Source organism: Halorubrum persicum (genome assembly GCF_002727125.1).
GTDB lineage: Archaea > Halobacteriota > Halobacteria > Halobacteriales > Haloferacaceae > Halorubrum > Halorubrum persicum.
The window spans coordinates 20,279-45,819 of the sequence record NZ_NHOA01000030.1 but is presented as its reverse complement, the minus strand read 5'-3'; the positions used below and the strand labels follow the sequence as shown (position 1 = coordinate 45,819).

At 67.9% G+C, this 25,541-nt stretch carries 22 protein-coding genes; 9 read left to right on the top strand and 13 right to left on the bottom strand.

All coding sequences use genetic code 11. The features are described from left to right. The first annotated feature begins 81 nt into the window (after positions 1-81). The 3 genes from DJ69_RS04380 to DJ69_RS04370 all read left to right on the top strand — a co-directional run bounded on the left by DJ69_RS04380 (position 82) and on the right by DJ69_RS04370 (position 2,198). On the top strand, positions 82-612 hold the full coding sequence (locus DJ69_RS04380) for a DUF5817 domain-containing protein (RefSeq protein ID WP_099254473.1): 531 nt from the start codon (positions 82-84) through the stop codon (positions 610-612). A 111-nt stretch (positions 613-723) separates the two neighbouring features. Next, complete coding sequence (locus DJ69_RS04375; RefSeq protein WP_099254472.1) at positions 724-1,737, top strand: DUF7490 domain-containing protein; 1,014 nt, start codon at positions 724-726, stop codon at positions 1,735-1,737. Beyond that, complete coding sequence (locus tag DJ69_RS04370) at positions 1,734-2,198, top strand: hypothetical protein (RefSeq protein ID WP_099254471.1); 465 nt, start codon at positions 1,734-1,736, stop codon at positions 2,196-2,198. Before DJ69_RS04375 ends, DJ69_RS04370 begins: the two co-directional genes overlap by 4 nt. A gap of 22 nt (positions 2,199-2,220) precedes the next feature. Here DJ69_RS04370 and DJ69_RS04365 read toward each other — a convergent pair whose 3' ends face one another. Together DJ69_RS04365 and DJ69_RS04360 are read right to left on the bottom strand one after the other, a co-directional pair. Further along, positions 2,221-2,556 carry a hypothetical protein gene (locus tag DJ69_RS04365; RefSeq protein WP_099254470.1) on the bottom strand — a complete coding sequence of 112 codons (336 nt, stop codon included), beginning with the start codon at positions 2,554-2,556 and terminating at the stop codon, positions 2,221-2,223. An 88-nt stretch (positions 2,557-2,644) separates the two neighbouring features. Further along, positions 2,645-3,487 carry a Rieske (2Fe-2S) protein gene (locus DJ69_RS04360; protein WP_099254469.1) on the bottom strand — a complete coding sequence of 281 codons (843 nt, stop codon included), beginning with the start codon at positions 3,485-3,487 and terminating at the stop codon, positions 2,645-2,647. A gap of 184 nt (positions 3,488-3,671) precedes the next feature. On the opposite strand from DJ69_RS04360, the gene ppc reads away from it, so the two are divergent. Continuing rightward, positions 3,672-6,374, top strand: coding sequence for a phosphoenolpyruvate carboxylase (ppc, locus tag DJ69_RS04355; RefSeq protein WP_099254468.1), 2,703 nt, complete (start codon positions 3,672-3,674; stop codon positions 6,372-6,374). Between the two features lie 294 nt (positions 6,375-6,668). Here the strand turns inward: ppc and DJ69_RS04350 are convergent, their stop codons facing one another. From DJ69_RS04350 to DJ69_RS04340, 3 genes are all read right to left on the bottom strand, one after another. Beyond that, positions 6,669-7,124, bottom strand: a complete 456-nt coding sequence (locus tag DJ69_RS04350; protein WP_099254467.1) for a 30S ribosomal protein S19e — start codon at positions 7,122-7,124, stop codon at positions 6,669-6,671. Between the two features lie 137 nt (positions 7,125-7,261). Continuing rightward, positions 7,262-8,605, bottom strand: a complete 1,344-nt coding sequence (hmgB, locus tag DJ69_RS04345) for a hydroxymethylglutaryl-CoA synthase (RefSeq protein ID WP_099254466.1) — start codon at positions 8,603-8,605, stop codon at positions 7,262-7,264. A gap of 271 nt (positions 8,606-8,876) precedes the next feature. Then, complete coding sequence (locus DJ69_RS04340) at positions 8,877-10,445, bottom strand: Ig-like domain-containing protein (protein WP_180271718.1); 1,569 nt, start codon at positions 10,443-10,445, stop codon at positions 8,877-8,879. A gap of 345 nt (positions 10,446-10,790) precedes the next feature. Here DJ69_RS04340 and DJ69_RS04335 point away from each other — a divergent pair, with 345 nt between their 5' ends. Beyond that, entirely contained in the window at positions 10,791-11,516 is a 726-nt protein-coding gene (locus tag DJ69_RS04335) for a nucleoside phosphorylase (protein WP_099254465.1), read from the top strand. A 23-nt stretch (positions 11,517-11,539) separates the two neighbouring features. On the opposite strand, the gene DJ69_RS04330 is transcribed toward DJ69_RS04335, so the two are convergent. Further along, positions 11,540-11,989 (bottom strand): UPF0179 family protein, encoded by a 450-nt coding sequence (locus DJ69_RS04330; protein WP_099254464.1) that lies wholly within the window; start codon positions 11,987-11,989, stop codon positions 11,540-11,542. A gap of 123 nt (positions 11,990-12,112) precedes the next feature. Between DJ69_RS04330 and tmcA the strand changes: the two genes are divergently transcribed. Continuing rightward, positions 12,113-14,473, top strand: a complete 2,361-nt coding sequence (gene tmcA, locus DJ69_RS04325) for a tRNA(Met) cytidine acetyltransferase TmcA (protein WP_099254463.1) — start codon at positions 12,113-12,115, stop codon at positions 14,471-14,473. Positions 14,474-14,580: 107 nt separating this feature from the next. Here the strand turns inward: tmcA and DJ69_RS04320 are convergent, their stop codons facing one another. Next, positions 14,581-14,910 carry a 4Fe-4S dicluster domain-containing protein gene (locus tag DJ69_RS04320; RefSeq protein ID WP_099254462.1) on the bottom strand — a complete coding sequence of 110 codons (330 nt, stop codon included), beginning with the start codon at positions 14,908-14,910 and terminating at the stop codon, positions 14,581-14,583. A gap of 93 nt (positions 14,911-15,003) precedes the next feature. Further along, positions 15,004-16,776: a glutamate--tRNA ligase gene (locus DJ69_RS04315; protein WP_099254461.1), complete on the bottom strand. Its 1,773-nt coding sequence runs from the start codon at positions 16,774-16,776 to the stop codon at positions 15,004-15,006. A gap of 398 nt (positions 16,777-17,174) precedes the next feature. On the opposite strand from DJ69_RS04315, the gene DJ69_RS04310 reads away from it, so the two are divergent. Next, the gene (locus tag DJ69_RS04310) at positions 17,175-17,402 is read left to right on the top strand and encodes a hypothetical protein (protein ID WP_099254538.1); all 228 of its coding nucleotides are present in this window, start codon (positions 17,175-17,177) and stop codon (positions 17,400-17,402) included. Between the two features lie 14 nt (positions 17,403-17,416). Here the strand turns inward: DJ69_RS04310 and surE are convergent, their stop codons facing one another. Both surE and carA read right to left on the bottom strand, forming a co-directional pair. Next, positions 17,417-18,310, bottom strand: coding sequence for a 5'/3'-nucleotidase SurE (gene surE / locus DJ69_RS04305; RefSeq protein ID WP_099254460.1), 894 nt, complete (start codon positions 18,308-18,310; stop codon positions 17,417-17,419). Between the two features lie 163 nt (positions 18,311-18,473). After that, positions 18,474-19,535, bottom strand: coding sequence for a glutamine-hydrolyzing carbamoyl-phosphate synthase small subunit (gene carA, locus DJ69_RS04300; RefSeq protein ID WP_099254459.1), 1,062 nt, complete (start codon positions 19,533-19,535; stop codon positions 18,474-18,476). A 96-nt stretch (positions 19,536-19,631) separates the two neighbouring features. Between carA and DJ69_RS04295 the strand changes: the two genes are divergently transcribed. After that, the gene (locus DJ69_RS04295; protein WP_004047093.1) at positions 19,632-20,045 is read left to right on the top strand and encodes an Lrp/AsnC family transcriptional regulator; all 414 of its coding nucleotides are present in this window, start codon (positions 19,632-19,634) and stop codon (positions 20,043-20,045) included. A gap of 163 nt (positions 20,046-20,208) precedes the next feature. Continuing rightward, on the top strand, positions 20,209-20,790 hold the full coding sequence (locus DJ69_RS04290; protein WP_099254458.1) for a hypothetical protein: 582 nt from the start codon (positions 20,209-20,211) through the stop codon (positions 20,788-20,790). A 228-nt stretch (positions 20,791-21,018) separates the two neighbouring features. On the opposite strand, the gene DJ69_RS04285 is transcribed toward DJ69_RS04290, so the two are convergent. From DJ69_RS04285 to DJ69_RS04275, 3 genes are all read right to left on the bottom strand, one after another. Continuing rightward, positions 21,019-23,880, bottom strand: coding sequence for a TRAP transporter permease (locus DJ69_RS04285; RefSeq protein ID WP_099254457.1), 2,862 nt, complete (start codon positions 23,878-23,880; stop codon positions 21,019-21,021). Continuing rightward, positions 23,877-24,374: a DUF1850 domain-containing protein gene (locus DJ69_RS04280; protein ID WP_099254456.1), complete on the bottom strand. Its 498-nt coding sequence runs from the start codon at positions 24,372-24,374 to the stop codon at positions 23,877-23,879. The genes DJ69_RS04285 and DJ69_RS04280 overlap by 4 nt, the downstream gene beginning before the upstream one ends. 103 nt (positions 24,375-24,477) lie before the next feature. Then, entirely contained in the window at positions 24,478-25,527 is a 1,050-nt protein-coding gene (locus tag DJ69_RS04275; protein ID WP_099254455.1) for a TAXI family TRAP transporter solute-binding subunit, read from the bottom strand. Positions 25,528-25,541: the final 14 nt, after the last annotated feature.

Below are 25,541 nucleotides of genomic sequence, written 5' to 3'. Positions count from 1 at the left end.
GCATGTCGAGCGAGCCGCACACAGATCGATCCGGCGGCGCCGGTCCGAGGGTTCAAATCCGGGGGCGACGAACCGCGCGGCATGTACGCGGTCGTCGGCTGCAACGAGTGCGCGGCGATGTGGCTCCTCTCGGACCCGCGAACGAGCGACAGCGCGCAGTGTCCCCGCTGCGCGAAGACGCACCGGACGGCGAAGCTCAAGCGGTTCTTCGAGTCGGAAGACCGGGAGGCGGCCCGCGAGGCTCGGGCCGCCCTGCTCGCGAAGAAGCGGGACGAGAGCGCAGCGTTCGCCGAACTCGACCACGTCTCGGAGCTCGAACGCGCCGTCGACGAGGCGGGGATCGACGACCGCGAGTACCTGGAGGCGTCGGGGATCGACGCCGACGCCGTCGACGAGGCGGGCGCCCGCGCCGAGGGCGGCGGGTCGAGTGCGCGAAGTCGGACCGAGATCGTCCGCGACGCGGTGAGGGCCGTCGACGATCCCACCGAAGAGAATGTTGCGGCCCACGCAAGCGAGCACGGCGTCCCCGCCGAGACGGCCAGAGAAATTCTGACCCGGCTCGCGCGCCGCGGGGAGCTCTCCGAGTCGGGCGGGCGCTACCGCGTGCTCTGACGGGGACGCGGCGCCGAGCGACACGGCGCCGGGCGATACGACGCCGAGCGACGCCGCCCCGGACGCCGGTCCCTGACAAAGCACTTATGTTGTCGTTTAGACGTGACGGGTATGGACACGCGAACTGCCCTCCTGGCGGCCGCCGCCGCGCTCCTGCTCGTCAGCGCGGTCGGCGCCGTCGCCGCGCCGGACGCGATCGTCGACCCTCGCAAGGCCGACGAGCGCCCCGGCGACGTTAGAATCGTTGGCACGGTCGTCTCGCCGGGCGAGGTGCGCGGCGAGACCGCGGAGCTCCGGCTCGGCGTCGACCTCCGGCACCGGGGGTCGGCCGTGGAGAACGTCACGGTCCGCCACCGCGCGATCGGCGCCGACTCGGGGCTGCTCGTCGACGAGACGACGGTCGCGGTCGGCGAGGTCGACGGCGGCGGCGAGCGGACCGTGAACGGCTCCGTCGACGTGGAGCGCGAAGGCGGCTACCGGATCGAGACGGTCGTCTTCGCCGACGGTGAACGGCGCGCGGCCCAGACGACCCGCGTCGGCGGCGTCGCGGCGCTCACCCCCGACTACGCCGACTCGCGCGTCGGCTTTACCGAAGGCGACGTCTGGCCGACCGTCGCGGTCAGCGTGAGCGAGGCCGACAACGAGACCGCGACGCTGTCGGTGTCGGTCTCGGTGACGAACCGCGGCGACGCCGTCTCGGAGCCGCTGGACCTCCGCGTGCTGCTCCGGCAGTCGGAGTCGAACGTGATCGCGGACGAGGCAACCGAGACGGTCGGCGAGGTCAGACCCGGCCGGACCGACACCGTGACGACGAGCGTCGAGGTGCCCGCGAACTACAACTACTACGTCGACGCCGCGCTGTGGAGCGACGACGTGCTCATCGACGAGACGCAGGGCGTCGCCAACCTGAACCCGCGCGAGACGATCAGCGCCAACGAAACGGTCGAAGAGGTCGATTTTACCGTTGAGGACTTCACGCGCGAAGAGGGCGGCGACGCGGGAGGCGACGGCGCCGACCGGGGCGCCGACGGCAGTAGCGGCGGGGATTCAACGCCCGGCTTCGGTCCCCTCGTCGCGCTCGTCGCGCTCGTCGTCGCGGCGCTCGTTGCGCGGAGGCGACCATGACCGACGAGCGCGACCGCGGCGATTCGACCGGCGGTGCCGACGACCCCGCCCCGAACGACAGCAGTCCGACCACCGCGTCAGCCGACACCACCGACTCACACACCGGATCCATGACCGACACAGCGACCGACGACACCGCGACCGACGATCCCGCACCGCGAACGAACGACCCCGAAAACGCCGACGGGGGCGGCCGCTTCAGTCGGCTCTCCACTGACGACCTCCGCGGGCTCATCGACCGGATCGGGCTGGCGGCGCTGATCCTGCTCGCGCTGATCGCCGGCTGGAGCTTCTACAGCCAGGCCGGCCGAGCGATCCGGACGTGGCTCGACCCGGCGTATCAGCCGATCGCCCTCGCGGCGTTCAACCTCGCGGTGCTGCTCGTCGCGCTCGCCGGCGTCGCCCACCAGCTCTACCGGATCCGCCGGAGCGAGGGGGAGGGCGGCGACGGGGAGCAGTAGCGGTCGAATCGCCTTCGAGGGTCTACTCTTCAGGGAGGTCGTCGGTGTTGGCCGGAATCTGCTCGACCTGTCCCGCGAGCGTCGCCGCGTCACCCGCGACGGTGGAGGCGTCGACGCCGGCCTCGCTCGCGACCAACCGGACGTGCGCGGCGAGAAGCGCGAGCGCGCGGAGCCCGTCGTTCTCCGCGTCGCCGTCGTTCCGCTGGGCGAACGTGGTGTCGATTTCGCCGTCGCGGACGACGCCGACGTGAACCGCCTCGATCTCCTCGCCGTCGAGGAGGTCGCGGGCGCGGTCGATCTCCGCGGCGAACGAGTCGTCGGGCGTCGCTCCGTCTTCGGGGACCTCGTCGTCGCTCATGGAGACGCGTACGCGAAGCGGAGAGAAAAGCGCGGCGCCCGTCGCGGCGCGCGGGTCGCGAGCCCGCCGGTTTGGGCGGGTCCGTCGGTTACTCGCCCGGACGCGGACGAGCGATGAACAGCGACTCTTCCAGCGTGAACGGGTCGTACGTCGACTGGTGACAGACGCAGTAGGTCCCGTTCGCGGCGTCGTATCGGGCCGACTCTTCGAGCACCTTGTAGTCGGGGATACAGCAGAAGTGCGTACAGACGTTGAGGTACGCGACGAACCCCTGATCGGTGGACGCCTGGAGCCACTCGTCGTCCGAGTTCTCGACGGCTTCCTCGATCCGCGGGGAGCGGATGACGATCGCGTTCAGGTTGGTGTCGGCGTCTTGAGACCGCCACGTGACGGAGGCCGGCTTCCCGACGCCGTCGTCGCCGACCCCGTTGCCCCACTCGGCGTAGTCGTCGAAGTCGTCGACGTGGATCTTGGCGCCCTGGTCGTACGTCTCGTCCTGCCAGTCGTACTTGCCGGGCGCCGCCCGGAACAGGTTGTCCGACTCGTAGTCCGGGGAGACGTTCTCCTGCGACTCAACGCCGCAGTACTGGAACCACGCGCCGGAGTAGGTCTTCCCGCCGATCTGCTCCTGTGCGACCTGGATCTCCTTACCCTCCTGCGTGACGGTCTGCGTTTCGGGCCAGATCCCGCGGATGAACCCGTCGTCCGTGACCTCAACCGGGATCTGTGGGAGGCCGCGCGGGGCCGGGCCACCGGTCTGGGCGATCGACATCGCGACGGTCGAGCCGCCGCCGACACCGCCGGAGGTCGTCAGGGTGTTCACCGTCGCCGACCCCATCGCACCGACCCCCGCGAGGGCCGCGCCGCCGACGACGCCCTTCACGAAGCGACGCCGACCGGACTCGGCCGGATACTTGTCGGACTGACTCATACTCGCTACTCGGGTTGGACCGGTAAAAAGGGTGACGAACCCTCCACCTGAGCGGGAACGGTACAGGTTATCGACCCGACCGCGATCGAGGTGTCGGACGATCGATCAATACGTTTACTCAAAACTGAGGCAAACCTTCGTTCAGACACCGCTTTTAACCCACCACGACGGGTGTGTCTGTGGTATGGTGTTGCACAATCGGGACGTGCGGACGGACGTGCGCGAGCTCGGTGCGCTCGTTGGGGATGTCCTCGCCGCGCAGGCCTCCACCGAGGCGTACGAGACCGTCGAGGACCTCCGAAACGCGGCGATCGACTATCGGCGCGGCGACGCGGCGAGCCGGGACGTACTCCACGAGTCCGTCGAAGAGCTGTCGACGACCCGAGAGGGGATCGTCGCCCGCGCGTTCACGACGTACTTCGAACTCATCAACCTCGCCGAGGAGCGCGAACGGGTCCGCGCCATTCGGGACGCCGACGAGGACGGATCGCTTCACGACTCGTTCGACGCCACGGTCGCCGAGTTCGCGGAGGCCGGCGTCGAACCCGACGAGCTCCGAGAGCTGTTACAGGACGTGCTCATCGAGCCGACGTTCACGGCGCACCCCACCGAGGCCCGGCGAGCGACCGTGAAGGCGAAGCTCCGCTCGATCGCGAACCACCTGGAGGAGCTCGACGAGCGCAACCTCACCGAGCGCGAGCGAAACGGGATCTGGCGCGACGTCACCGCCGAGGTGACGAGCCTCTGGGGGACCCGACAGGTCCGCCAGCGCAGCCCGGAGCCGGAAGACGAGGCGCGCAACGTCCAGTGGTACTTGGAGAACACCCTCTTCGACGTGGTGGGCGACGCCTACGAGGAGTTCGAGGAGACCATCTCGAAGGAGTACGACGACGTGGACTGCCCGAAGCTCTTCGAGTTCCGCTCGTGGGCGGGGTCCGACCGCGACGGCAACCCGTTCGTCACGCCGGAGGTCACCGACGAGACGCTGGGGCGGCAACGCGAGGTGGCCGTCGAGAAGTACCGCGACCGGTGTAAGCGCCTCTCGGCCGTGCTGAGCCAAGACGGCGAGCGCTACGCGGTCGACGACCGGCTCGCCGAGTCGCTGGCGGCCGACGCCGACCGGTTCCCGACGGTGGTCGAGGAGGCCCGCGAGCGGTACCCCGACGAGCCGTACCGCCAGAAGCTCCGCCTGATGCGCGAACGGCTCGACCGCGTCGACGACGTGCGACCCGGCGAGTACCCCGACGGCGACGCGTTCCTCGCGGACCTCGACGTGATCGCCGACTCGCTGGCGGCCGACGGACAGGACGCGGTCCGCGAGTCGTTCGTCGAGCCGCTCCGCCGGCAGGTCGACACGTTCGGGTTCACGCTCGCGTCGCTGGACCTCCGCGACCACCGCGAGAACCACACCGAGGCCGTCGCCGAGGCGGTCGCGACCGAGGGCGTCGATTACCGCGAGATGGACGAGGACGCCCGGCAGGAGTTCCTCACCGAGGCGATCCTCCAAGAGGACCCGGTCGTCGACGCCGACGAGCCCGGCGACGTCTCCGAGACCACCGAGCGCGTGCTCCGCCGGTTCCAAGAGCTCGCCGAGTGGCAGGACGAGTACGGCGCACAGGCCATCGACACCTACTGCATCTCGATGACGGAGGAGCCGAGCCACGTGCTCGAAGTGCTCTTCCTCGCCGATCAGGTCGGCGTCGTCTCGCTGCCGGACCACTGCGGGCTCGACGTCGTCCCCCTGTTGGAGACCGAGTCCGCGCTCAACGGCGCCGAGCGCATCCTCGGAGCGCTGTTCGAAAACGAGGCGTACGCGACGGCCCTCGAGGTCCGCGACGAGGTCCAAGAGGTGATGCTCGGCTACTCCGACTCCAACAAGGAGAACGGGTTCCTCGCCGCGAACTGGGACCTCTACGAGAACCAGCGCCGGATCGCGCGGTTCTGTCGCGAAGAGGAGGTCACCCTCCGGCTGTTCCACGGGCGGGGCGGCTCCATCTCGCGCGGCGGCGGCCCGATGAACGAGGCGCTGCTCGCGCTCCCCAACGAGACCGTCACGGGACAGGTGAAGTTCACCGAGCAGGGCGAGGCGATCGCGGAGAAGTACGCCAACCCGCGGATCGCCGAACGCGAGCTCGAGCAGATGCTCGACGCGCAGATCCGCGCGCGACAGGAGGCCAACGAGGAGCCCACCGAAGACGTGCCCGGAGAGTGGGTCGACGCGATGGAGACGATGGCGCCCGCGGCCCGAACGACGTACCGCGACCTCCTGAACACCGACGGGTTCGTCTCCTACTTCGGCCAGGCGACGCCCATCTCCGTCGTCGAGGACCTCAACCTCGGCTCGCGGCCCGCGTCGCGCTCGGGCGAGCGCACCGTCGAGGACCTGCGTGCAATCCCGTGGGTGTTCTCGTGGACCCAGACGCGGCTCATCCTTCCGGGGTGGTACTCGCTCGCCTCCGGGCTCGACGCCTACCTCGACGACGTCGGCGAGGACGAGGGGCTTGAGACCCTCCGGGAGATGTACGAGGAGTGGCCGTTCTTCCGCACCACCCTCGACAACGCCGCGCTCGCGCTCGCCCGCACCGAGCCGGAGATCGCCGCCGAGTACGCCGACCTCGCGGACGACGACCTCCGCGAGCGCTTCTTCCCCGAGCTGATCGGCGAGTACGAGCGCGGTCGCGAACTCGTCTTGGCGATCAGCGGTCGCGACGAGCTGATCCGTCGCGAGTGGCTCGAAGAGAGTCTCGACCGGCGGAACCCCTACGTCGATCCGCTGAACCTGCTGCAGGCGGACCTGCTCGGACGGACCCACCGCACCGAAGAGGAAGAGCGGACGCTGCGGCTCACCGTCAACGGGATCGCCGCCGGGATGAAGAACACGGGATAAGCCGGGACGCGGTTCGATCGAAGCGACGCTGACCGCTCCGCCCGACGCCGTTTTTCGCCGACGCCATCGAGAGCAGAGGCGCCGGCACGCCGAGCGCGACGGTCACCTTACCGATCGCGCAGCGGATTTTGTATATCGACATGCAGTGTATGCCGCCAGACGAGAGGCGGTCGCCACTGAGCGGCGAGACGAGAGAGAAACCGCGTAGCGGCCGATTATCGGCGTATTTGTGGGACTCTCACTCCGAGCGCTGTGGCTCGGGGGCGATCGATATCGGGAAAACGAATCGGCGATCTACGCGTAGCGTTCGAGTTCCGGCCGGTCGAGGTCCTCGAAGACCTCAGTGGCGACCTCAGAGAGGAAGGCCTCGCCCTCGTCGGAGATGCGGCGTCCCTCGCCGGCGGCGGTCGTCACGAGCCCGTCGTCTTCGAGGGCCTGCAGCGACGCGCGGATGAGCTTGCGGGAGCCGCCCTCGTGCTCGCCGGGGCGGACGGAGTAGCGGTTCGAGCCGCGCTTCTTCGAGCCGTACTCGGTGGCGAGCCGCTCGATGCCGATCGGCTCGTTCTGGGCGACCTTCCGGAGGAGGCTGGCGGAGCGCACGTACCAGAAGTCCTCCTGTTCCGGCGGGAGCTCCTTCCCGGCGCCGCTCTTGGCGAACTCGACCCAGTCGGGCTCGTCGATCCGGTCCTCGAGTCGTGCGGCGACCTCCTCGATGAGGGCGTCGGCCGGCACGTCGTAGATGGTTACCATTGAGGTGAATTTCTGCCTAACGTCGTTTAAACCCATCGTATTCGAGAAGCGTCGTGTGACCGGTTTTCACGGGTAGCGGAGCTACAGCAACGGAATCGGCGGGCAAAATCTCTCGCCCGCAGCGCGCAGCCGAACGGCTACTCGACGTACTCGTACTTCCGCTCGTTCATGCGGCCCCAGCCGGTGAAGACGAACTCCGCCTCTGGCTGCGTGAACTCTTCGATCTCGCGTTCAACGTCCATGTCGTACTCGTGAACGTCGTGCACGTCCTCGTACTCCTCCCACGTGAGGTCGTAGCGCGCGGCGAGCCGGTCGTCAATGTCGAGCGACTCGATCTCCGCGCGCCAGCCCTCGCGGATCGTCTCCGCGTGAATCTCCGCCTGCGCGCCGGAGCCGTAAGAGGCCACGAGCAGCGTGTCGTCGACGAACGACCGGTCGCGGGTCAGGGCGTCGCGCAGCGCGCTGATGCGGGCGATGTGAACCGAGCTGGTGTACCAGTTGCCGACCTCCCGCGAGAGCCCGAGCGTCGGCTCCACGGCGGTGTCGTACCACGTCTGATACTGCTCGGTCGTCTTCAGGTCGTCCATGTAGTCGCGAATGGCCGCTTCGTACGCCTCGCGGTCCGCGTAGTCCTCCTCGCGGGGCTGTCGCCCGATCTCGTCGGCGAGCGCGTCCTCGTGCTCCGAGTCGCGGATGACGTGGCGGTACGCCAGCAGCGCCGCCTTCCGAACCATGCCGGGGAACGGCGTGTGGAAGGGGGCGTACGCGAAGTCGTCGAGTTCGATGTCGTCGGTGACGGACTCGTAATCTTCGAGGGCCTCGCGCATCCGCGAGAGGTACACCTGGACGGAGCGCTTCCCGTCGACGCTGGGGAACTGCTGATTCGGCTTCAGGAAGTCCGTCTCGTCCTTCGAACCGTACCCCTGTTCCGTCGAGAGCGCGACGATCGAGGGGTCCTCGTCGATCAGCATCGCGACGGCGCCGGCGCCCTGCGTCGCCTCGCCGGGGTCGCCGCGGGCGTACAGCGCCGTGTCCGTCGTGACGACGAGCGCGGCGCGGTCGCGGTTCCGCCCCGCTCGGATCCAGTTGTAGGCGTCGTCGATCGCTTGCGTCCCGGCCAGACAGGCGAACTTGCGCTCGCCCTTGTTCGCGTGGGTGAAGTCGCCGTCGTACACCCCTTCGAGACAGCCCGCGATGTACGTCGACACCGGCTTCGAGTGGTCGAACGCCGACTCCGTCGCCACGTCGATCCGGCCGATGTCGTCGGGTTCGAGCCCCTTGCGGTCCATCAGCCCCTTCGCGGCGTTGGCGCCCATCGTGACGATGTCCTCGTACACGTCCGGGAACGAGGAGTTGTTGAGCCCGAGCCCCTTCGTGTACTTCTCCGGGTCGTCGCCCTTCTCCGGCGCGAACGTGCCCGGCAAGTCGAGCTTGAGCTTTCCGGTCCAGATCTCGACGGCGTCGATGCCGACTTCGGTCATACACGGTCGTTCATGCGGCCGGCATATGGTTTTGTCGATGGGCGTTTACGTCGATCGTGGAAGTATTTACACGGCCAGTCAGTGTCGAAGTTATCGTAATTACGGATCTACTTCCCGTGATTGCAGCCGGTTTAGTCAAAACGTATCAATTGGTTGTGTTCAATCAATTCTGATCTTAGTTTATTAGTTTGACTTTGTGTTAGCGATACACTGGAATTTGCAAACCTGCTCATTTATAATATTGAATTAGTAATAAAATTATAGATTTAAATTACTGGTCGGATACAAAATATTGTGCTCTGGTGCCGTCGTCGTAATCGAGTGTTACAATGAACCAATCACCTTTCTTGGAATCGATACCCCTAATTTCCAAATTTCTCACAGGGTCTGTGTTCTCGGCTGCTGGCAAGGACACAGGAGGATCAAGAGATACACGATCTCCTCCTACGTCAAATGGGACAAGGCCTTCAGATCCATCGCGAACAGTTCCATCGGTGACCTGATTGCCACTGCCCTGAGATTGCGTGTTGTAATAGCTCAGTCTAAATTGGGTAATATTCTGTTGTGTGTCACCAGTATTTTTAAATTTGAGATTCCATCCGCGATCGTTACCATTTTTGATCAAATCCGCCCCCTCAAATACAACTTCATTGACGTTAGGGTTGGCTTCTGATTCACCTCCTTCACCCACACCTCCTGCGGCACCGAGGTCCTCAAATAGGACCGACTCCCACGGTCGGTCCACGTCTTCAAACTCATTAATATGAAATTCGACGTCGCGGACTGCGTCTACCTCGTACTCCACACGGCCCGATTCGTCGGTCGAAAGGGTTGCGTCGGCTGTCCCGTCATTATTGACATCGACTTCAACCTCGGCACCTACAACCGGATTGTTGAACCTGTCACGGACCTCTGCGACTGCCACGCCGTTAGTCGACGAGACCTTGGTGATGTATCCGTTGGACTCGTTCTCAGGGGTTGTCCCGGTACCGAGGCCGATTTTTCCGAGTTCGAGACGGTAGGTCTCGGTTCCGTCGAGCACGATTCGGATCGCTCCGCCTGTAACGGTGACATCTTCGGCGTTTTCACCGAGACGAGCACCCCACTGTTGTTCGAGGTCCGTCGCTCGATCCGGTGAGACAGCGGTCGGTAGTTCGAGGACGATCGGGTCGCCACCGGTCGCACTCAGCGTCACCGAACGCCGGCTCTGCGAGAGCGTCTCCGGATCCAGACTCGTCCGTTCGACGCCCGACTCGTCGACCTCCCCGTCCAGCGCCGTCAGTCGGATCCGATCACGACCGCTGTCGACCGCTGTCTGCCCGGTCCGGCCGAGGGCGGCGGTGTCGAACTCGGCTACGACGAGCGAGTGTTCGTAAACGAGGTCCGGACCGTTTCTGAATTCGTTGTATCCCGGGGAGTACCGCAACGAGCGGGTGTCGAATGTGATCGCGTCGTCAGTCGCAGTCCTGTTTGCCCAGTATGAACCGATATTATTGTCGTCGTCCACCGTTACGTTTTCAATACGCAGCTCCCGGGGTTCAGTTGTCGATAACTCGCCCGACGCCGGTGGGGGATTAAGAGAGAACGTCCGCTGCGGATAACGAGTACCGAGTTTCAGCGAGGTCGGTCGACCGTCACCGGTGCGGCTCGCGCTCAAGATCGCGTTCCGGAGGTCGATGATTTCACCTTCGACCTGCTGGCTGTGGTCGAACTCGACCTCACTATTCTCCTGCGGAACCACCTGCACCTGATACAGCGAGAGCGCTACGATCAGGAAGCCGAACAGGATCACGGTCCCGATCACGACCGACTGTCCCCGACGGTCGTGGCTGAATCGCATGACGAGATATCGAACCCGGACGCGTATAAAAGCCTCCGCCCGGCGTCTCAGTCGCGATAACCGTCTTCGCCCCCGAATCGCGGGCGATTCAGCCGTCGTCCGCCGCCCGGCGGGCCGTCGTCCACGCCGACGCGAGCGAATCGGACGAGCCAGATGGAGGCGGATCTGCCGCTAACGAGCGACGAATCCGGGTTATCGGCCGTTTCGATCGTCGGGGTTGCGGAGCGGAGAATACGGTGACGCACCCACCGATAAATCACATGGCGCGATATCGAATCGGGTCTGCGACGCCAATCCCGCCGCCCGACCGGTCCGTTTTTGCGCGCGGCGGCTGTCTCGGCGCGTATGGCGAAACAGCCGCATCTGCTGGTCGAGGAGGGCGACGTCCACGAGATCGCGATCATTCCGGGCGATCCGGGGCGCGTCGACCGGATCGCGAACCTCTGTGACGAGAGCGAGCTCGTCGCGCAGAACCGGGAGTACAAGATCGTCAACGCGAGCTACGACGGGACGGACCTCACGATCTGCTCGACCGGGATCGGCTGTCCCTCCGCGGCCATCGCGGTCGAAGAGCTCTCGCGGGTCGGCGTCGAGACGTTCCTCCGGTGTGGCACCTGTGGCGCCCTGCAGGCCGACATGGAGGTCGGCGACATGGTGGTCGCGACCGGCGCCGCCAAGGAGGAGGGGACGAGCAAGCGGTACGAGTCGGTCGAGTACCCCGCGGTCCCCGACTACGAGGCGCTCACCGAGCTCGTCGGCGCCGCCGAGGACAACGACGAGGAGATCCACGTCGGGCCGATCGTCTCCGACGACGCGTTCTACAACGAGGACGACGAGTACGTCGCAGACTGGAACGACGCGAACCTGCTCGCGATCGAGATGGAAGCGGCCACCGTCTTCTCGCTGGCGCGCCGCAAGGGGCTGCGGGCCGGCGCGATCTGCACCGTCGACGGCAACCTCGTCGCGGGCTCGCAGAAGGGCGCCGACTCCGACGACGAACTGCCGGAGAAGGCGAAAGACAACGTCGAACGCGCGATCCGGATCACGCTGAACGCGGTCACCGCGCTGTAAGGGTCGCGTCCCGAGTCCGACTCCTACCCGTCTTCCGCCCGGAACTCCACCAGCGTCAGGTCTCGGTCGAGCGCGCAGGTGTCGTGCGGCGGCTCGCCGAGCACCTGGTCGATCACGCGCTCGTCGTCGAAGTCGGCGCCGTCGGGGACGCAGTATCCGTGGCTCGGGCACTCGGTGTGCGGACACGGACCGGCGAGCGAGACGCGACTGCCGGCGTACGCCTGCCGCGACGGGACGTTCGCGGGGACGGGCGCGGGCTCGACCTCGACCGCGCGGACGCCGGCGTCGTGGACGGCGCAGTCGAGCGTCTGGGCGTTCTCGCGGATCCCGGTCACGCGGTACCGAGTTCCCTCGGAGAGGTTGAGACACTGGCTCCGGTAGGGACACCCCTCGCAGTCGGGCGACTCCCCCTGATAGACGAACTCGCGGCCCGTGTCCGCGAGCCGCGTGCCGATGAGCGTGACCGTGGTCATGCCCGGAGGGACGCGCCGGGCGTCCGTAAGCGTCCCGCCTCGCGTGGCGGGGTCGGCGTTGGCGACGAAGGCGGCGCGGGAGGGCAAGACACATCTGCACCCCCCGGCAACGACGACCGAACGATGATCGCGGGGCTGGCACGAGGCGCGAAGCGGGAGGCCGAAGCGACGAACGAGCGGCGCGTTCTCGTGCTCGCCGGCGACCGCGATCGCGGATTCGACGCGGCCTACGACGCGATCGAGGCGGTCGTCAGCGACGAGTCGGACGACGTCGAGGGGCGTCGCGAACGAGCGTCGGTCTCGATCGTCTCCACGCGCGAGGGGTTCCGGTTCGAGGAGCATCGCCCGCGGGGCGCCGACGAACTGCTCGGCCGCACCCGCGAGGTGGTCGTCCTCGACTGCCACGAGCAGTTCGTCCCGAACGCGGTCGGTCGGTGCGTCGGCGCGGTCGACGGCGGCGGTCTCCTCGTCCTGCTGACTCCCGGCCTCGACGCGTGGCCCGCGATCCGCGACCGGTTCGACGACTCGCTCGCGGTCCCCCCCTACGAGATCGACGACGTGACCGGACGGTTCCGCGACCGCTTCGTCGACACGCTCCGGTCGCACCCGGGGATCGCGATCGCCTCGCTCGGGGCGGACGGACCTGGGGGCGACGCGATCGAGCGCGACGGACGCACCGGCCCCCGAAACGACGCGATCGGCGCATCGAGCCAGCGGGCGCCCGCGGAGCGACCGGCCGCCCCGCCGAACGCGGCGTTCCCGACGGCGGCCTACGAGGCCTGTCTCACCGGCGATCAGGTCCGGGCGGTGCGGGCGTTCGAGTCGCTCGCGACGCCGGGGAACGCGGTCGTCGCCGAGGCGGACCGCGGGCGGGGGAAGTCGAGCGCGGCGGGGATCGCGGCCGGCGCGCTCGCGCTCGCGGGCGCCGACGTGCTCGTCACGGCGCCGGCGTTCCGCAACGCGGCGGAGGTGTTCGAACGGGCCGAGGAGCTGTTCGAACGGTGTGAACGCGACGAGAACGAGCCTGCCCCCGGCGGCGACGCTCACCGTCTCGACGCGACCGGCGGGGGGCGGGTGCGCTACCGCACTCCCGCCGAGGCCGCCGACCTGCCCGACGACCCGGACGCGGTGATCGTCGACGAGGCGGCGGCGCTCCCGGTGCGGCTGCTCGAACGGTTCCTCGACGCGCCGGCGGTCGCGTTCTGCACGACGGTTCACGGTTACGAGGGGGCCGGCCGCGGGTTCTCGATCCGGTTCAGAGAGCGCCTGCGTGAGAGCCGGTTCGCGGTGCGTGACGTGCGGCTCGACGAGCCGATCCGGTACGCCCGGAGCGATCCGGTGGAGGCGTGGGCGTCGCGGGCGCTCCTGTTGGACGCGCGCCCGGCGGTCGACGAGGCGGTCGCGGGCGCGGCGCTCGACGGGGCGACGTATCGGACGCTGGCTCCCGACGACCTGCTCGCGGACGAGGCCCTGCTCCGCGAGGCGTTCGGGCTGCTCGTCGCCGCGCACTACCGCACGGAGCCGAACGACCTGGCGCGGCTGCTCGACGCGCCGAACCTCGCCGCGCGGGCGCTGGTCGCGGACGGGCGCGTCGTCGCGGTCGCGTTGCTCGCGCGGGAGGGCGGGCTCGACGCCGAGACCCGCAGGCGGATGTACGAGGGCGAGCGCGTCCGCGGCAACATGGTGCCGGACGTGCTCACGAGCCAGCTCCGGGACGAGGCCGCCGCCGAACCGCGGGGGCTGCGGACGCTCCGGATCGCGACCCACCACGCGCTCCGAGGCGAGGGGTTCGGCGCTCGGCTGCTCGACGAGGTGCACGGGGAGTTCGGGACCGACGGGAGCGAGAGCGACGGCGTCGACTACTTCTCGGTCGGCTACGGCGCGACCCCGCGCCTGCTCCGGTTCTGGCGGCGCGCGGGCTACCGGACGGTCCACCTGTCGACGTCGCGCAACGACGCGTCCGGGGAGCACTCCGCGATCATGGTGCGACCGGTGACCGCGCCCGGCGAGGACGGGCCGGGGAGCGACCTCCTCGACCGCCACGCGGTCACCTTCCGGGACCGCGAGCGCGACGGGCTCTCGGACGCCCACCGGGACGTGGAGCCGGACGTGGTCGTCGGTGCGCTCCGCGCGTGTTCCGCGCCGGCGCCGACCGACCTGACCGAGGCCGAGTGGCGCTCCGTGGTGGGTGCGTCGTTCGGCCCGGGGATGTACGACAGCGCGCCGGGCGCGTTCCGCGACCTCGCGCTCGCGGCGCTGATCGAGGGCGACGCCGGGAGCAACGAGCGCCTCGACGACCGCGAGGAGCGCCTGCTCGTCGAGAAGGTCCTCCAAGGCCGCCCGAGCGAGTCGGTCGCTGACGACCTCGGGTACGTGTCGACGGGGGCGTGCATGCGCGCGCTCGGCGACGCCTACAAACCCCTCGTCGAGCGGTACGGGACCGACTTCGCGCTCGAAGAACGGGAGCGGTTTACGAGCGACTGAGCGGCGTCGACAACGATATTTATAAACAGATCTGCGGTGGCGCGTAGCGAGGAGCGGCCGTCAGGCTGCGAGTCGCACGCGTGAGGTCGTCGGGCTTCGCCGACCGATTATATCCGATTCTCGCGGCCGGGGTCCACGTCGATCGCGTCGACCGGACAGACGTCGACACAGAGCATGCAGTCGATACACTGGTCCTCGTCGGCGGGGTTCGCCTTCCGCTCGGACTCCGGATGCCCCGGCGTCTCCACCCACTCGAACACGTCGACCGGACAGTCCTCCAAACACGCGCCGTCGGCGAGACAGATGTCGAAGTCGACCGCGACGTGGGTCCCGCGGATCCCCTGCTTCTCCGGCGGCTCGACGGGACCCCAGACGGCGACGCCGTCCTCCTCGCCGACCTGCTCCCGGTTCTGTTCGAAGTTCGAGTCGATGGCCATCTTGCCCGTTGTTCCGGGGCTCGCTACTTAACCCCCGCGGCAGGCGGTCGAAGAGAGCGCTCGGGGACCGTGCCGCGTCGCCGGCGGCGCCGGCTACGGGTGCGCGTAGTACGCGAGCAGGTCCTCCTCGCCGTTCGGTCCGTCGGGTTCGTCGGTCGCCTCGGGGTCGAACGCGTCGATCCGGGCGAAGCCGACGCGCACGAACTGGACGACCGTGTCGGGATCGACCTCGGCGAGCGCGGGCTCCGCGACGCCTCGAACGTCGCCGGAGACGGTTCGAAGGAGCGTGTCGAGGCCCTCCTCGGCCGGGGCCCAGTGGATTACGTCCACGCCGCCCTCACGGACCACGTCGATGTCGGCGTCGACGAAGACCAGCTTGTCGCCCTCGTACCGGACGCAGCCGTACCCCTTGAGCCAGACGCGCTCGCCCTCGCTCGGGAGGTCCGGGGATTCGACGACGATCCGACCGGCGGGCACCTCGCGGTCGCCGCGGTCGGCGTGGTCGGGGTGGAGCGGCGGGTGGCCCGCCTCGGGCGCGGGAGCGTCGCCGTCGACGACCGGGAGCTCAGCGGCGGGCGCGTCGTCGCGGTCGCGCACGAGGAAGTAGCGGTTCGCCTCGTCGTCGACGAGGTCGCGGTTGTTCGCGTACACCGACGACATCGCCAGATCCACGTCGGAGGTGGACATCCCGAGTTCGGTCATCGAGTCGACGAGGGCCTGCCCCTGAATCCCGCGGCGGCGCATCGACCGGATCGTCGGGGCGCGCGGGTCGTCCCACCCCGTCAGTTCGCCGTCGTCGATCAGCCCCTTGATCGTCGAGGTGGACAGTTTCACGTCGTACTCGTCGACCTGCACGTGGCCCCAGTGGAGCACCTCGGGGTACTCCCAGTCGAAGTAGTCGTAGACGAACCGCTGGCGCTTCGCGGAGTCCTGCAGGTCGATGCCGCGGATGATGTGCGTGACGCCCGTGAGATGGTCGTCGACGCCGGACTGGAAGTCGAGCATGGGCCAGCAGCGGTACTCGGCCGCCTCCTCGCGCGGATGCGGGGTGTCGATCAGCCGGAACGCGACCCAGTCGCGCAGCGCGGGGTTCTTGTGTTCGATGTCGGTCCGGACCCGGAGGACCATCTCGCCGGCGGAGTAGTCGCCGTCGACCATCGCCGCGAACTCCTCGTGGACGGTGTCGACGTCCTTGTCGCGGTGGGGGCACGCCTCGCCCGCGTTCTTCAGCTCGGAGAAGTCGTCGCCGGAACACGAGCAGGTGTAGGCGCCCCCGGCGTCGATCAGATCACGGGCGTGGTCGTAGTAGGTCTCCAGCCGGTCGGACGCCCGGAGCACGCGGTCGGGCTCGAAGCCGAGGTACTCGATGTCCTCCAAGATCGCGTCGTACGCCGCCAGATCGGGCCGTTTCGTCTCCGGGTCGGTGTCGTCGAACCGGCAGATGAACTCGCCGTCGTAGCGCTCCTTGTACGTCCCGATGACGGCGGGCATGCGCGCGTGACCGACGTGCCACGGGCCGTTCGGGTTCGGCGCGGCGCGCATCACGACCTCGCCCGCCTCGGCGTTCGGGAGCTCGGGGAGGACGTGTCCGTCCGCCTCGTCTTCCGCCTCCAGCTCCGCGAGCTTGTCGGGCGCGAGCTCGCCGAGCCGCTCCCGGCGCTCCGCCTCGTCCATGCCGGCGATCCGATTCACGACCGGCGCGACGACGCCGGGAATCTCGTCGCCGTGCGGTCGGAACTCGGGGTTCTCGCCCATGAGCGGCCCCATGATGGCCCCCACGTCCGGATCGTTGCCGTGTTTGAGCGCGTTAAACAGCGCGGCGGCCTCGCCCGCCGCCTCGACGCGCTCGCGGAGTTCGTCGTCCATGCCCACCGGTTGTCGGGGTCGGCTCAAAAGCGCCGCGGAACGGCGGCCGAGGGGGCGACTCGCCGAGACGCGACCCGTCGCGGACAGATCCGAGCCGGAGCGCGTCGACGAGGCGGGACCGCGGTGGAAGGGGTCCGCGGGTAGGGGCGTGAGACACCTGCGCGCGGACGAAGTTAAACGGTCGAGACCGTTCACGGCCGGAGATCGGCGGTATCGGCGTAAACGGTCGAGAGACTTATCAGGACCGACGGCGTAGGCGTGTGGGTTGTTCGCGAAGCACGTGCCGCGTCGGCCGGGCTCCGCCGGCTTGATATCGGGGCGAACCGTGGATGGCCCATGGACACGGGAGCGATCGGAGACCGGACGCGGACCGCGGAGGGGTCGGCGTGGTAGGACCGATGTCGGAGGCGGAGCGCGACAGCGGAAACCGACGGATAAAGGCCGTCATCCTCCTCGTCGTGGCGGTGTCGCCGCCGCTCATCTCGCTCCAGTTCGACCCCGCTCCGATCGAGCTGCTCGCCGCGCTCGGCGGCGGGACCGCGCTGGGGCTGGTCGTCGTGTGGTATCTGGGGCGGTTGGGGAAGGAGTTCACCGGGGAATCGCGTCGACCGGGCCGCCGGCGCTGAAGAGGGGTCGTCCGTCAGTCCTGTTCGATCCGCGAGGCCGCCGAGCCGATCGCCGGGCCCGTAACGACCTCGCCGGCGCGGTCGCCCGCGACCGAGCGCGACGACGACAGCGGCGAGATGCTCACTTCGCCCTCGACGGCCGCGAGCCGGTCGGAACCGGCGTCGTCGGGAACGTCGCCGCGGAGGAACTCCCGCCAGAAGCGGTCGCGGAGCTCCATCCCCATCTCCCCGCGTCGCTCGCTGAACTGCCAGTCGTCGGGGACGTCTTCCGCCTCCGGAGCCTCCTCTCCCGGTCGGAACTCGATCACGTCGAAGCCGCGCGCGGGCTCCGTCAGCCGGTACGTCGGGTCCGCGGCCGCCTCGTCGTCGGCCGCCGGAACGTTGACGTTCAGCACGTCGGCGCCGAACGGGAGGGCGGGAGGCCCGTCTCCGCTCTCGGCCCGGTCGAGCAGGTCGGCGACGACCTCGCCGGCGACCGCGAAGTCGCCGTTGTCGAGCGTCGGCGGAACCGGGAGGTTGCCGCGGTCGTACAGCGACACCGCGATCGCCGGGGTGCCGAGGAACGACGCCTCCATCGCGGCGCCGACCGTCCCGGACTGGCCGAGGATGTGCGCGCCGATGTTCGGTCCGTGGTTACAGCCGGAGACGACCACGTCGGGGTCGAGTCCGAGCGCCACGTCAGCGACGGCGACGCAGTCGGCGGGGGTCCCTTCGACCGCGTAGCCGAGGTCGGTCTCGGCGTACTCCACCGTCGTGTCCCACCACGAACGCGCGCCGCCGACGCCGGACTGGTTGCTCGCGGGGGCGACCACCGTCACCTCGTAGTCGTGCGAGAGCGCGTCGGACAGCGCCCGGAGCCCGACGGCGTCGATGCCGTCGTCGTTGGTGAGGAGGATCTCCGTCGTCATGGCCGTCACTGCGAGGGGACGGGGGAAAACGTCGCCGGTCGCGGACGGATGGGACCCGGCGGACGTGTGCGAAACCGTGTGTGGACCGCGGGCGTCGGCTCGGTGGTACTCGGTGGTCAGCGAGAGGGGCGGGAAGCGGGGTGGTGGCGCGCGGGAGCCGGCGTCAGTCGGCCGCGACCGACGGCGTCGATCGTGCCAAGTCGAGCACGTCGTCGAAGAAGCCGAGCGAGTCGTGCGGGCCGGGGTTCGCCTCGGGGTGGTACTGGCGGGTGATGACGTCCAGCTCCTCGCTGTCGAGCCCCTCGACGGTGTCGTCGTTGACGTTCACCTGCGTCACCTCAAGCGGACCGGTGTCGTCGACGGTGTAGCCGTGGTTCTGGGTGGTCATCACGACCTTGTCGGTGCGGAGGTCCTTGACGGGCTGGTTGACGCCGCGGTGCCCGAACGCCATCTTCTCGGTCGAGCCGCCGAGCGCGCTCGTGATCACCTGCTGGCCGAGACAGATGCCGGCCATGGGTAGCTCGCCCGCGAACTCGTCGACGACCTCCTGCGCGGCGACGAAGTTCTCCGGGTCGCCCGGTCCGTTCGAGACGAACAGCACGTCCGGATCAACGTCGGCCACGTCCTCGGGGGTCGCGTCGTACGGGAGGACGTGCACGTCCGCGCCGCGCTCGGTGAGCGAGGAGATGATCGACCCCTTCGCGCCGCAGTCGAGCAGGGCCACGTCGGCGACGCCGTCGCCCTCGTAGACGGTCGGCTCGGTCACCGACACCTGCGCGCCGATGTCGACGTGGTCGCTCATCGGCTTGCACGCCTCCATCTCCTCGACGGCGTCCTCGGGGGTCGCGTCCGGCCCGGCGGCGATCCCGCAGGCCATCGCGCCCTCCTCGCGGACCGTGGTGACGATCTCGCGGGTGTCGACGTGGTCGACGGCGGGCACACCCTCGTCGGCGAGCCACTCGGCGACGTCGTCGGTCAGCTCGCGGGCGATCGCCGCGCGCGGCTGGACCGAGTCGGACTCGAACCGCTCGCTTCGGACGCCGTAGTTCCCGATCAGCGGGTACGAGAAGGTGAGTATCTGTTCGGCGTAGGAGGGGTCAGTGAGCGACTCCTCGTAGCCGGTGTACGCGGTCGTAAACACCAGTTCGCCACGGGTACGCCCCGGCGCACGAGCGCGCGCTTCGAGCACGCGTCCGTCGGCCAGCGCGATGTAGGCGTCCGACATTACGAGAAACGTACACGCAAAGGGTAATAAATGCGTCGTTCGTAGCTTCGTTACGATATTCGTAACGAGTAAGTTGGCGGGGTGAGAGGGTCGGGTATGGACGACCTCGATCGCCGGATCCTCTCGATACTGCGACGGGACGCGCGAACCCCTTACACGGAGATCGCGGACCGGGTCGGCACCTCGGAGGGGACGGTGCGCAACCGCGTCGATCGCATGACCGACGAGGGGATCATCGAGCGGTTCACGGTCACGACCCGCACTGGCAACGTGAAGGCGATGATCGAGATCTCGGTGGAGATGAACGTCGACACCGCCGCCGTCGGCGAGCGCATGGTCGACTGGGAGGAGGTGGACTTCGTCTGGCAGGTTTCGGGCGAAGACGACATCGTTCTCGTCGTCGACGCGGTCGACACGCGCGCGGTCAACGAACTCATCTCGCAGGCCCGCGAGATGGACGAGGTCAAGTCGACGAAGACGCGGCTCATTCTCGACGAGCGGCTCGGGTGAACGCGGCGGCTCCGTGGCAATCCGTCAGTGATCCGCCGATAAAAACGAGACGAGGAGTCGGTCAGTACGGGCGACGTAAGCAGCAGAGGCGTCGCCCCTCGAATCCCCCGATATCTCGGATGCGATAGGTTGGTTATATGCGTTGGTGAGGTGACCTGTGTGTATGGCCCCCGACTGGTCACGGCGGAAGACCCTCCACCTCTCCAGCACAGCAGTCCTCGCCGGTCTCGCTGGGTGCAGTACCCTCGGTTTCGACGCCCGACCGCAGGTCGATTCGTCGCTTGGAACGACCGCCGACGATGGGGTTATCGATGGCCAACCAACTCCCGAGAACGGTGTCCCCGCAGCGTGGGGGATCGTATTCGCCCATCCAGACGCCGCGCGTAAACTCATCGACTGGGGGGCGCTCACGCCCATCGACGGGGACAGCGGTCCCGGAAAGGAGTTCCGCACGTTTGACCCGGATACGCAGTTCATGTCAGCTATCGTCGGTGTGCTCCCAACGGGTGACGGTCTCACGGAGCATAGCGAAGACGACAAGAACCTCGTCGAAGACGTCGTCGATGACTTCAGCGAGCGCTCTGCCTACCGAGACGGACGACTCCACTACGACGTAACTTCATATCAAGCGTTCCCCCCGGACCCAGGCACACCCGAGTATCATTACGATTATACGTTCACCCGCTGGCAGCTGAACGGTGCCGACCGACCAACCGAGATCGCCGTCGAGTATCACGACCCCTAAACCGATCTAGTACGGCTGATGCCCCTCGTGGGGACGTGATGGTAGACGTGTGCGCTCGTTCTTCCGTTTGACCGACACCACCACGTGAGATAACGGACGGTGCCCTGCTGGACTCATCCGCCGCATTCAGCAAGACGCTTCGTAGCTGTCAGTATCGAAGGGGTTCAACAGAGCCAACGCAGCGAAAACGCCGACCGACGAAACTCCGGGCGGAACCGACAGCGCCGATCAGGTCGACTCGGAGTCGGCGGCGACCGCGGCCGATCCCGTCGGCTCGCCGGCTCCGACCGCGCCGTCCCCCTCGCCCTCGGAGGTCCGTCGGTTCCGGAGCGCGAACAGCGCGAACAGGACGAAACCGACTCCGCGCAGGGCCAGGTCGAGCAGGAGCGCGTTGACGGAGACGCTCACGCCGAAGAGCCCGAGAACGTCGAAGACGGACTCGGACAACATCCCCGGCGCCATCAACAGCAGCGAGCTGAACGCGAACACGGTCCGCCCGAGCCGGTCGACGCGGGTGTACAGCGTCCCGATGACGGTGGCGCCGAGCGCGATCACGCCGAGGAACACACCGACGACGGGGATGAGGATCTCGGGGACTGAGTAGGAGAGGTCGGCGAGGTCGGCGAAGTTGACCACGCGGTACTGCTCGCGGATTGCGAGCTCAGCCGCGTTCTCCTTCCGCCGGAGCAGGACGATCCCCGGGACGAACACGAACGCGAAGGGGACGATCGCCTTGTTCAGCGACAGCGAGAACGCCTTCACCCCGGTCTGGAACGGGTCAGATTTAGCGACCCCGCTCGCGGCGTACGCCGCCACGGCCACCGGCGGCGTGATGTCGGCGATCACGCCGAAGTAGAGGATGTACAGGTGGGCGGCCAGGAGCGGGATGCCGAACTGCACGAGCGGCGTCGCCAGCATGGAGATGAGGATGATGTAGGTGACCGTCGTCGGCATCCCCATCCCCAGGATGATGCTCGCGACGGCCGTCACGAGCAGCATGATCACCTTCGACCCGCCCGAGAGGGCCAACAGCAGCGAGGTCAGGTTGGGACCGAGTCCGGAGACGCTGATAACGCCGGGGATGATCCCCGCGGCCGCGACCGCGATCACGACCGGGACCGCGGTCCGGGCGCCCTCGTCCATCGATTTGACCACGAACGTGCCGAGCTTGAACGGTTGGCTGTCGCCCAGATCGCGGTCGGTACGCTCGCCGAGGTCCGTGGCCGTGTCCTGGATCGTCGGGTTGAGTTCGAGCAGCGTCGCGTCGAGGTCCGGCTTGGAGAGGAGCGTCAACGCCCCCGCGAGCATCACGTACCACTCGATGCCGGCGCTCACGGCGCTAACTGCGTCCGCGATCGGGAGCCCCGCACCGCCGGATCCGGTCACGAGGCCGGTAAGGGGGACGCCCGCGAGGACGTGGCTCGCCAGGTTGAGGCCCACGATCGCCGCGAGGATCCCGAAGAGCCGGACCCGCGTCTCCTCGCTGTACGCCGCGATGAAGGCGATCAGCGCGACCAGCGCGACCAACGTGAACCACGCGGACCGGGAGACCGAGAGCCGCTCGATGATGAGGTAGTAGAGGAGCAGCCCGATCGGAACGAGGTAGAACCAGCCGCGCTGGAGATGGCTCCAGAAGGAGACGGTGTCCTCGTCGGAGACGCCGCCGATCCCCTCCTCGACCGCCTTGAGGTGAACCATCACCCAGACGCCGAAGAAGAAGACGATCGCCGGAATCGTCGAGAGGATGATGATGTCCGCGAACGGCGTCGCGGTGTACTGGACCATCAGGAAGGCGGCGGCCCCCATCACGGGCGGGAGGATCTGTCCGCCGGAGGAGGCGGAGGATTCGACGGCCCCCGAGAACTCGGGCGAGTAACCCGACCGCTTCATCAGCGGAATGGTGAACGCGCCGGTGGTGACCGTGTTGGCGATCGACGAGCCGGAGATCGTTCCCATGAACCCGCTGGCGAGGATGCTCGCCTTGGCCGGCCCGCCCTTCCGCCCGCCGGTGAGCGCGTACGCGAGGTCGATGAACCACTGGCCGGCCCCGCTCATCTCGAGGAACGAGCCGAAGAGGATGAAGATGTAGATGAAGCTCACCGAGACGGTGACCGGGATGCCGAAGACGCCGTTCTCCGTGTTGTACCAGAGGTTCTGGACGATGTCCGGCCAAGTGAGCTCCGGGATCGCGAGCAGGCCGAGGAACGGCGTCCCCGAGCTGATGAGGTACCCCCACCGAGCGTAGACGATGAACGTGGCGACGATGATCATCAGCGGGAGGCCGAGCGTCCGGCGGGTGGCCTCTAATACCAGCAGAACGCCGGTCACGCCGAGAATCATCGCGTAGGAGTACTCGCTCACGAACGGGACGCCGCCGAGGAGGGGTCGCAGGAACGCGAACACCTCGGTCACCGGGCGCCCCGAATCGATCCCGAAGACGCGCATGTTCTGGATCTCCGAGAACTCGGTCAGGAAGTAGAGCGCCGACAGGATCGCCGCCGCGATACACAGCAGATCGAACGGCGTCACGCGCTCGCGGTCGGGGTCGAGGAACGCCCACCGGAACGCCGACCGAACGCTCGTCGCGAGTCGCGTGAGCGGGTTGTTCCCACCGAACTGCCGGGAGATCGCCGGCACGATTCGCCCGAGGTTCCGGGAGACGATACCGTCGCCCATACTCCCCGGGAAGAGCAGGAAGGTGAGCACGAGCGCGAAGGCGACGTGGATCGCGTTCGCCTGCAGGAGCTGGAGCGACACCTGCCAGGGGGCGAGCGAGATTCCGGCGAACTCGACGGTCGGGAGCCAAACGGTGAACGTGAAGCTCCGGGCGGCGAGGAACAGCTGGAAGATCGAGAACAGGATTCCGACCGCCGCGACCGCCACCGCCGCGGTCCCCTGCAGCGAGCGGCGGCGCTCGATCTCCTCTATCAGCTCGTCGGCCTCCTCGCGGGAGAGTTCCCCGTCGCCGTCGCCCGGCGAGGCACCCGCGCCGGACGCGTCGGGAGCGTCCGGGCCCCCGGGGCCGGGGTCTCGCGAGCCGTCGTCGTTCGGATCGTCGGTGCCGCCGTCCGTTCGGTGAGTCGTGGTCATAGAATCATCTCAAGGAACGACCGTTGTTCGATGTGGAGCGTGACGTCGTTGGAGTCGGTCACCGCGACGAGGTCGTGTTCCCGCCCGTCGACGATCAGCGTGTGGCCGGCGATCCGGCCCGGCGAGACGGAGAGGCGTTCAAGCTCGGTTATCGGCTCCGCGGGATCGTACACGAGCGTCCCGTTCACGTTCGTGACGTTGACGCGCGCGGGGAGCCCCCATCCGTACGACTCGAACTCCATCCGCGTGTTCACGAGCGTCTCGCCGTCGACGCGGTACTCGTCGTACACACGGGACTTCTCGACGCTGTGGGTGTACTCCAGCGCCACGGTGCTTCCGGAGTTGACCGGCTCCGTAAGATAGCGTTCACCCGTCTCGATGTCCTCGACGACGAGCACGGCCCCGACCGGTGCCGTCATCGCGACGCCGACGAGGACGAGCACCGCGACTGCGAGGATCGCGGCGCCCGCGGTCGAGCGAGAAAGGTGGCCCATGGTTCGGGTGATTGTCGTGGGATCGAGTTTGAAACGTTTGTGAAACGATCCGCGGACGGGCCGAATGGAGCGGATCGATCGAGGCGGTTCGCGGTGGAGCGAGTCAGGCGTCGAAGTACGACGCAGCGCCCTCGTGAAGCTCGATAGACATTCCGTCCTGCGCGCTGTCGGCGGTGATGAAGTCGGTCTTGATCGTCAGCTCGCCGAGGTTGTCGAAGATCGCCGCGGTGACCGTCTCGACGGTGTCGGCCGAAACCTCGGAGTTGGTGGCGATCATCGCCTGCACGGCGACGGTCTCGACGTCATCCTCGACGCCGCTGTAGGTGCCGCCGGGGATGGTGTCGTCCGCGAACCAGGAGGCGTCCTCCTTGACGGCCTCGCGGTTGTCGCCCGCGATCGGGACGATCTCGAGGTCGTTCGTGTTCGCGAGGTCCTCGATCGCGCCGACCGGCCAGCCGCCGACGACGAAGGCGGCGTCGATGTCGCCGTTCGCGAGCTGTTCGGACGCCTGCGAGAAGCCGGCGTTCTGCTCGTTGTAGTCGGAGATGCCGAGCGACTCCAGGATCTGTACCGCGTTGACCTGCGTCCCCGACCCGAGGTCGCCGGTGTTGATCGTCGCGCCGCTGAGGTCGTCGACCGAGGAGATGTCGTTCCCGGCCAGCGTGACCAGCGTGATCGTCTCCGGGTACAGCGTCGCGACGCCCTGGAGATTCTCGATCGCGTTGTCCTGGAAGGCGTCGATGCCCGTCCCGTTCTTCGCGAACGAGGCGATGTCGTTCTGGATCAGCGCGAAGTCTGCCGAGCCGTCGGCGAGGCTGCCGACGTTCTCGACGCTCGCGCCCGTGGACTGGACGTTCAGCGAGAAGTCGGTGTTGGCCTCGACGATCGTCTTGAACTCGTTCGAGAGCGGGTAGTAGGTGCCGCCGGTACCGCCGGCGTGCCAGCTCAGGCGGCTTCCGCTGTCGCCACCGTCGCTTCCGTCGCTTCCGTCGCTTCCGTCACTGCCATCGCTTCCGTCACTGCCATCGCTTCCGTCGCTTCCGTCGCTTCCGTCGCCGCCGTCGCCGCCGTTTCCGCTACAGCCGGCGAGTGCGGCCACGCCAGCGACACCTGTCGCCTCAAGGAATCTACGTCGTGTTCGGTGTGATGACATACGTTAATCGAATA